This window comes from Sphingomonas aerolata, assembly GCF_023935825.1.
Lineage (GTDB): Bacteria > Pseudomonadota > Alphaproteobacteria > Sphingomonadales > Sphingomonadaceae > Sphingomonas > Sphingomonas aerolata.
The window spans coordinates 3,984,883-3,991,634 of record NZ_CP098762.1; the positions used below are offsets into that span (position 1 = coordinate 3,984,883).

General features: G+C 68.2%; 5 protein-coding genes. 2 read left to right on the forward strand and 3 right to left on the reverse strand.

Features of this window, described 5'->3' with window-relative positions:
- Positions 1 to 26: 26 nt before the first annotated feature.
- From NEF64_RS18265 to NEF64_RS18275, 3 genes are all read right to left on the reverse strand, one after another.
- Positions 27 to 1,586 carry an alkaline phosphatase D family protein gene (locus NEF64_RS18265; protein WP_056408792.1) on the reverse strand — a complete coding sequence of 520 codons (1,560 nt, stop codon included), beginning with the start codon at positions 1,584 to 1,586 and terminating at the stop codon, positions 27 to 29.
- A 125-nt stretch (positions 1,587 to 1,711) separates the two neighbouring features.
- Positions 1,712 to 2,686: a FecR family protein gene (locus tag NEF64_RS18270; protein ID WP_056408790.1), complete on the reverse strand. Its 975-nt coding sequence runs from the start codon at positions 2,684 to 2,686 to the stop codon at positions 1,712 to 1,714.
- Complete coding sequence (locus NEF64_RS18275; RefSeq protein ID WP_056408788.1) at positions 2,683 to 3,222, reverse strand: RNA polymerase sigma factor; 540 nt, start codon at positions 3,220 to 3,222, stop codon at positions 2,683 to 2,685. Before NEF64_RS18275 ends, NEF64_RS18270 begins: the two co-directional genes overlap by 4 nt.
- A gap of 233 nt (positions 3,223 to 3,455) precedes the next feature.
- On the opposite strand from NEF64_RS18275, the gene NEF64_RS18280 reads away from it, so the two are divergent.
- The gene (locus NEF64_RS18280) at positions 3,456 to 6,464 is read left to right on the forward strand and encodes a TonB-dependent receptor (protein ID WP_056408786.1); all 3,009 of its coding nucleotides are present in this window, start codon (positions 3,456 to 3,458) and stop codon (positions 6,462 to 6,464) included.
- A gap of 49 nt (positions 6,465 to 6,513) precedes the next feature.
- Positions 6,514 to 6,747 (forward strand): hypothetical protein, encoded by a 234-nt coding sequence (locus tag NEF64_RS18285; RefSeq protein WP_056408783.1) that lies wholly within the window; start codon positions 6,514 to 6,516, stop codon positions 6,745 to 6,747.
- Positions 6,748 to 6,752: the final 5 nt, after the last annotated feature.

Consider the following 6,752-nt stretch of genomic DNA (forward strand, 5'->3'; position numbering starts at 1 on the left):
CGTCGGCACGGGGTCGCGCAACTGCGTCAGGCCGGCTGTGGCCCGGGCCGTTTCGGGTCCACCACGAACTTGGCGAAGGTGGAGATCGACCCGCCCGGCCGATCGACCTGATCCATCACCTTCACCTCGGCAAGCCAGCGGTCCGGCGTCACGGTGAACAGCTGATAGCCGCGCTGGTTGTTGAGCAGGCTGACGTTCGGATTATGGTCGAGCGCGCGCGTCTCGCCCGCATAGCGCGCACCGCCGGTGCCGCCCGACGAGATCGAGGTCGCGAGGAACTCGGTCGCGATCGCGGGACCGCCAAGGTCGTTCGCGTCGCGCGGGACCGAACCGACGACATTCTGGTGCAGGTCGCCGCTGCCGATCACGACATTGGTCAGCCCGCGCCGCGCGATGCCGTCGACGAGCCGCTGCCGCGCGAGCGGATAGCCGTTCCAATTGTCCTTGCCGACCACCGGCGTCGTCGCGCCGTCCTTGCGCGCGTCATAGGGCATGAACAGCACCTGTTGCGCGATGAAGTTCCACCGGGCGTCATTGGCGAGCCCGTCGTCGAGCCAGCGCTCCTGCGCCGCCCCCAGCATCGTGCGCCCCGGTTGGTCGACGGGCACGCAGGCGTCGAGTTCGCCCCGCGCGATCCCGGGCCGCTCGCAGAGCTGATCGCTGCGGGCCGAGCGCGTGTCGAGCACGTGCATCCGCGCCAGCGTGCCGTAATCGAACCGGCGATAGGCGCGCCCGGTCCCGGGCCGTTGCGCGCGGCGGACGGGGACGTGCTCGTACCAGGCCTGCAACGCCGCGGCCTTGCGCGCGGCGAACACCGGCGGCGGGTTGCCGTCCTTGTCGAATTCGCCCGCCCAGTTGTCGTCGATTTCGTGATCGTCGAACGACATGATGAACGCGACCGCCGCATGCGCCGCCTGCAGGTCGGGATCCGCCTTGTACTGCGCATAGCGGCGGCGATACTGGTCGAGCGTATAGGTCTCGGTGCCGAGGTGCTTGCGCGGACTGGGCTCGGTCCGGGTCGCCATCTCGTAGATATAGTCGCCATAATGGAAGACCGCGTCGAGATCGGGCTCGCGCGCGACATGCGCATAGGCAGTGAAGAAGCCCGTCTCGAAATCCTGGCACCCCAGCATCGCCAGCCGCAGCCGGTCGAGCGACGCGCCCGCCGCAGGCGCGGTGCGCGCGGTCCCCACCGGGCTCGATCCGGCACCCTGGACGAGGAAGCGATACCAATAGGGGCGGTGCGATCGCAGCCCGTCGACCTCGACATGGACCGAATGCGCAAGCGCCGCGTCGGCGACCGCCGATCCCGTCCGGACGATCTTGCGGAAACCGGGGTCCTCGGCGATGTCCCAGCGGACCGGAACATCATGCGGCGGCATGCCGCCGTCCGGGGTCTGCGGCTCGGGCGCCAGCCGGGTCCAGATCACGAACCCGTCGGGCCAGGGGTCTCCGGAGGCGACACCGAGCGTGAACGGATCGCGCGTGAACGTCGCCTTCGCCAGCAACCGCGGCGCCCCCGCCCCGCCCAGCATTGCGAGCGAGAGGCCGGCCTTGACCAGATTGCGGCGATCGAACTGAGCCATAAGGACACTCCCTGCGGCAGCGCGCGCCTGCAGCGCCCGACCGGCGTCGCAGCGCGACCTGCTATGCCGGAAAGACGGAGCAGCGGGGCAAAACCCGACAGACAAAAGAACGGGCGGCGGCGATCCTACGGATTCCCGCGCTCACCCGCCGGGCGGATGGCGATCGCGTCTTTCCCGTAAGCGACATCGACCTGATAGGCCGCCTGCACCGCCTGCAATGCGCGGTCGGTATCGGAAATATGGAAGCGGCCGCTGATCGGAAGCGCCTGCAGGCCGCGATCCTCCAACAGGATCGGCCGCGCCGAGTAACGCTGAACCTTGCCGATCAGCACCGCGAGCGGAACGTCGGACGCCTCGAACCACCCCGACTTCCACTCGGGCGCGCTCGCCGCGATGCGCGGTTGCGCCGTGACCTGCCCGTCGACGACGCGTGCGCCGTCGCCCTTGTGCAGCACCAGATCCGCTTCCCCGGCGACGCCGACCTCGACCGCACCGCGGTAGACGACCACCGCGGTGCGCGTCGGCGACTGGCGATCGACGTTGAACGCGGTGCCCAGCACGCGGACGGACGTGGTGCCGCTCGCGACCCGGAACATCCGGCTGCGTTCGTGGCGGATGTCGAAATAGGCCTCGCCGCGGACGAGCTCGGCACCGCGGTGCCACGGCAGGATCCGCACGCGCAGCTCGGTGTCGCCGCTCAGATCGACACGCGACCCGTCCGCGAGCACGACGGTGCGGCTCTCGCCAGGGCCGGTGCGATAGCGCGTCGTCGCCAGCATCGGCACGAGCAGGAGAATCGCGACCAGCATCGCGCAGGCAGCAGCGGCCAGTCGCGGCGCCGATCGCCGACCGCGACGCGCGCCATCGATCCGCGGGGCCGGCGGGATCGCGGCCGCAGGGGCGCACGCCGCGGTCCCGAGCGCCTCGACCAGCGCCTCCGATTGCCAGAGCGCCTGCATCTCGGCGAAGACCGCGCGGTGCCGCGGCGACGCTGCCATCCACGCATCGAAATCCGGCCCCGCCGCGGCATCGAACGCCGGCTGGTTGAGCCGGTCGATCCAGGCGGCCGCGTCCTCGGCGATCTGGCTTTCGCGGCTCATCGCCCGCGTCCGCACGCGATCGCCTCTCCCGGCATCGCCTTGTGAAGGTCTGCCAGGCCGCGTGTGATGTGTTTCTCGACTGCCTTCGGGCTCAACCCCAGATCCCTCGCTATCGCCGCGCAGCTTTGCCCCTGCAAACGGCGGCGGACAAGCACGTCGCGGCGCAGCGGCGGCATGGCGTCGAGCGCCTCCCGGAGGATCGCGACCGCCTCGCGGCCGACCAGCACGCGGTCCGGCAGGGGCGCCTGGCTGACGGGCTCCTCCGCGCGTTCGGCGACATAGCGGCGGTCCCTGCGATGATGGTCGACCAGCAGGTTCGCGGCGATCCGGAAGCCCAGCGCATAGATGCTGACGAGCTTCTGCACGCGCCCCTGGTGCACCAGCCGCGACAGCGTCTCCTGCACGACGTCCTCGACGACATCGACGCGGCTGGTCCGCGCGCGGACATAGCGGCTCAGAGTCGCCGCGATCGCGCGCCAGTCCTCGACCGCGGGCTCGCCCGCGCGGGTGTCGATCTGGGGAAGCGTCGCGGGCATGGCTCGTCCGGGTTGTTGATCCCGGCGACCTAGGCCGCGTTTGTGACAATTTCGGAGAGGGTGCGCCAAGGAGTTCGCGCGGACGCCGCCCGATCCCCCAAATTGCGCAGCGCCACCGTCAGTATACACACCGACCTGCATCAGACTTCAGTGTCATATAACTGAAACCAAATACTTTGTCGGGTTTCCGGGCGCCTGCCCGTCTTGTCCTCGAACCATCTCGGGGGGAAATCATGTTTCATAGAATTCGTCTGGCGCGGCGTCTGCTCGCGTCCGTCGCACTGTCCGGCTTTGTCTGCGCGCCTGCGATTGCGCAGACCGCACCACCGGCACCACGCCAGTTCAGCTTCGACGTTCCCGCACAGGGTCTCGCCGACGCGCTCCTCGCCTTCTCGCGGCTGACCGGGCTGCAGCTCGCGACGTCGCCGTCGCTGCTACAGGGCGCACGCAGCCAGCGCCTGCGCGGGCGGATGACCGCGGAACAGGCGCTCGCGCGGATCACCGCGGGCAGCGCGGTCGACGGCAGGATCGTCGGCGGCACGGTCACCGTCGCGCGGCACATGGGGCCTGTGACGACGGCATACGTTCCTGCCGCGGCGCTCGGTGGGACCGAAGCCCAGGCGATCGCGCAGGCCACGCAGCCTGACCCCCTCGCCGATGACGGTGCCGACATCGTCGTCCGGGGCTACCGCCAGAGCGTCGCCAAGGCGCAGCAGATCAAGAAGGCCGCAACCGGGTCGCAGGAGGTGATCCTGGCGCAGGACATCGCCGCGTTTCCCGACCAGAACCTCGCCGAGGCGCTCCAGCGCATCCCCGGCGTCGCGATCACCCGCGACAGCGGCGAGGGTCGCCAGATCTCGCTACGCGGCCTGGGCGCGGATTTCACCCGCACGCAGCTGAACGGCATGGAGGTGCTCACCAATACCTCGTCGGGGCTGGACAGCCGCTCGTCGGTCAGCCGATCGCGTGCGTTCGACTACAGCATCTTCGCGTCCGAGCTGTTCAACAAGGTGGTCGTCGAGAAATCCTATGCGGCGCAGCAGGACGAGGGCGGCATCGGCGGCACCGTCGGGCTGCACACCGCCAAGCCGTTCGACTATGACGGGCTCACCGTCGTCGCCTCCGCCCGCGGCCAGGCGAACCAATATACCAAGACCGTCACACCGCGCCTCGTCGGTCTGATATCAGACCGCTGGGGAGATTTCGGCGTCCTCGCCTCGGTCGCGTACAGCACCGCCGAGACCGTCGAGTTCGGCTATCGCAACTGGAACTGGTCGCAGATCAATTTCGGCGCGGCCAATGTCGGGCCCGCCGTCTCCGCGGCGGACCGCGCGCTCCTGGTGGGTGCGACGGGTGCCGCGCGCGTCTGGAACAGCCGTGCGCAGACTTACGCCACCTTCTTCAACAAGCGCGAACGGCTCGGCGTCACCACCGCGCTCCAATATCATCCCGACGACCGCACCGATGTCTCGCTCGACCTGCTCTATGGCCGGCTGAACAACGACCGCCGCTCGGGCGTGATCGGCGCCGCGGGGACCAACGGTGTCGCCGCGAACAACGTGACCGGCACGCAGCTGCTGACCGGCGTCACCTTCGACGATTTCAACGACATCGTCGGCGCGTCGTTCGACCGCGTCGACATGCGCACCGAATCCAAGGTGACGCATGACCAGACGACCTTCTGGCAGGCCGCGCTCAACGCGCATACCGATCTCGCCAGCAACCTGACGCTCAACGTCCTGGGCGGCTGGTCGCGATCGACCTTCGCGTCGCGCTATGCTCAGGTCTATCTCGAGGCGGTCGGCAAGAGCTATTCCTTTTCGGGGCTTAACACCGCGTCGCCGCGGACCGACTATGGCTTCGACACCACCGACGCGTCGCAATGGGATTTGCAGGGCCTTGAGACCCGCGCCGACCGGATCGAGAGCGAATTCTACAACAGCAAGGCCGAGCTTGCCTGGACCGTCGCCACGGGGTCGACGATCAAGGCGGGTGCGGGGTTCAAGCGCTTCACCAATGGTGGCTGGCAGCGCAAGGTCGCGCCCAGCTACGAGAACAAGCCGGGCGTGCCCGACGTCCCGACCAGCGTCCTGACCGACAGCACGCTCGCCCCCTATGTCATCGGCGACGTCGCCGGCACCTATGCGCTGCTCGGTCAGAGCATGACCGTCGACGCGAACAGCACCGTCGCGGGCACCGCCTATGACCTGACCGAACGGACCTATGGCGCCTATCTGCAATATGACCTCGCCACCCGGCTCGGCGCGATCGGCCTGCGCGCCAATGTCGGCGTGCGCTATTACCATACCGATCTCGGATCCGCGGGGACCGCGCTGGTCGGCAGCGCACTCGTCCCGGTCAGCGTGACCAACCGCTATGATGGTTTCCTGCCCGCGGCGAACCTTGCCTTCGACCTCAGCCGGTCGATCGTCTTCCGGCTGAGCGGCAATCGCAATCTGAGCCGCCCTGCGCTCAGCGACATGCGCGCGGCCGGGACGCTCAACCTCGCCTCGTTCGGCGGCACGATCGCCGCCGGCAATCCCAATCTGAAGCCGTTCATCGCCGATTCGATCGAAACCTCGCTCGAATATTATGACGGCACGCGCGGATCGCTCGCAATCGGTGCCTTCTACAAGCACATGGACTCGTACATCACGTCGGAAACGCGGCTCGTGTCCTATGCCTCGACCGGCTATCCCGCGGCGCTGCTGCCCGTCGGCGTCGACCCTGCGGTGCTGGTAAACTATACGCGCCCGATCAACGGCCCCGGCGCGTCGATCAAGGGGATCGAGGTCGCCGCGAAGCGCGACTTCGACTTCCTGCCCGCACCGTTCGACAAGCTCGGCGTGCTCGGCAACGTCACGGTCGCCAGCGGGTCGACCGACGTCTTCTATGCGGGGGTGCCGGTTCGCCTGCCGCTGCCGACATTGTCGAAATTCTCGTCGAACGCGACGCTCTATTACGACACCGATCGCTGGGGCGCGCGCGGCTCGATCGCGACCCGGTCGCGCTATCGCTGGGGCGATGGCGGCAACGGCAATATCGGCGAATATATCAAGGGCACCACGAACCTCGACGCCTCGGCCTATGTCAATCTGACACCGCGGTTCAAGCTGACGCTCGACGTGATCAACATCACCGACGAGCCGATCGTCCAATATGCCGACGGCACCGCAAAGCGGGTGATGACCAACACCGTCAGCGGCCGCACCGTCGCCTTCGGCGGGACGATGCGCTTCTGAACGAGCACAGGGGCAGGTCGGTCACCGGCCTGCCCCACGCACCGGGATCGTGTGGCCCTTCACCGATCCGGAGCATCATCTGCCCCCCTGGGGCCCGCAATCAAGCGATACCGACGATAGCGCGCGCGCCGTGCGGCAGCATTATCCTGATGCCGGGATTCCACAAACGAACACCCGCACCGGCACGGCCGGTTCGGCATTTTTGTCGCGTGGTCTGTCGCGACCGGCGAAGGACACCGCAAACGACGACAGCCCCGAAGCTTTCGCTTTGGGGCTGTCGTAGGATTT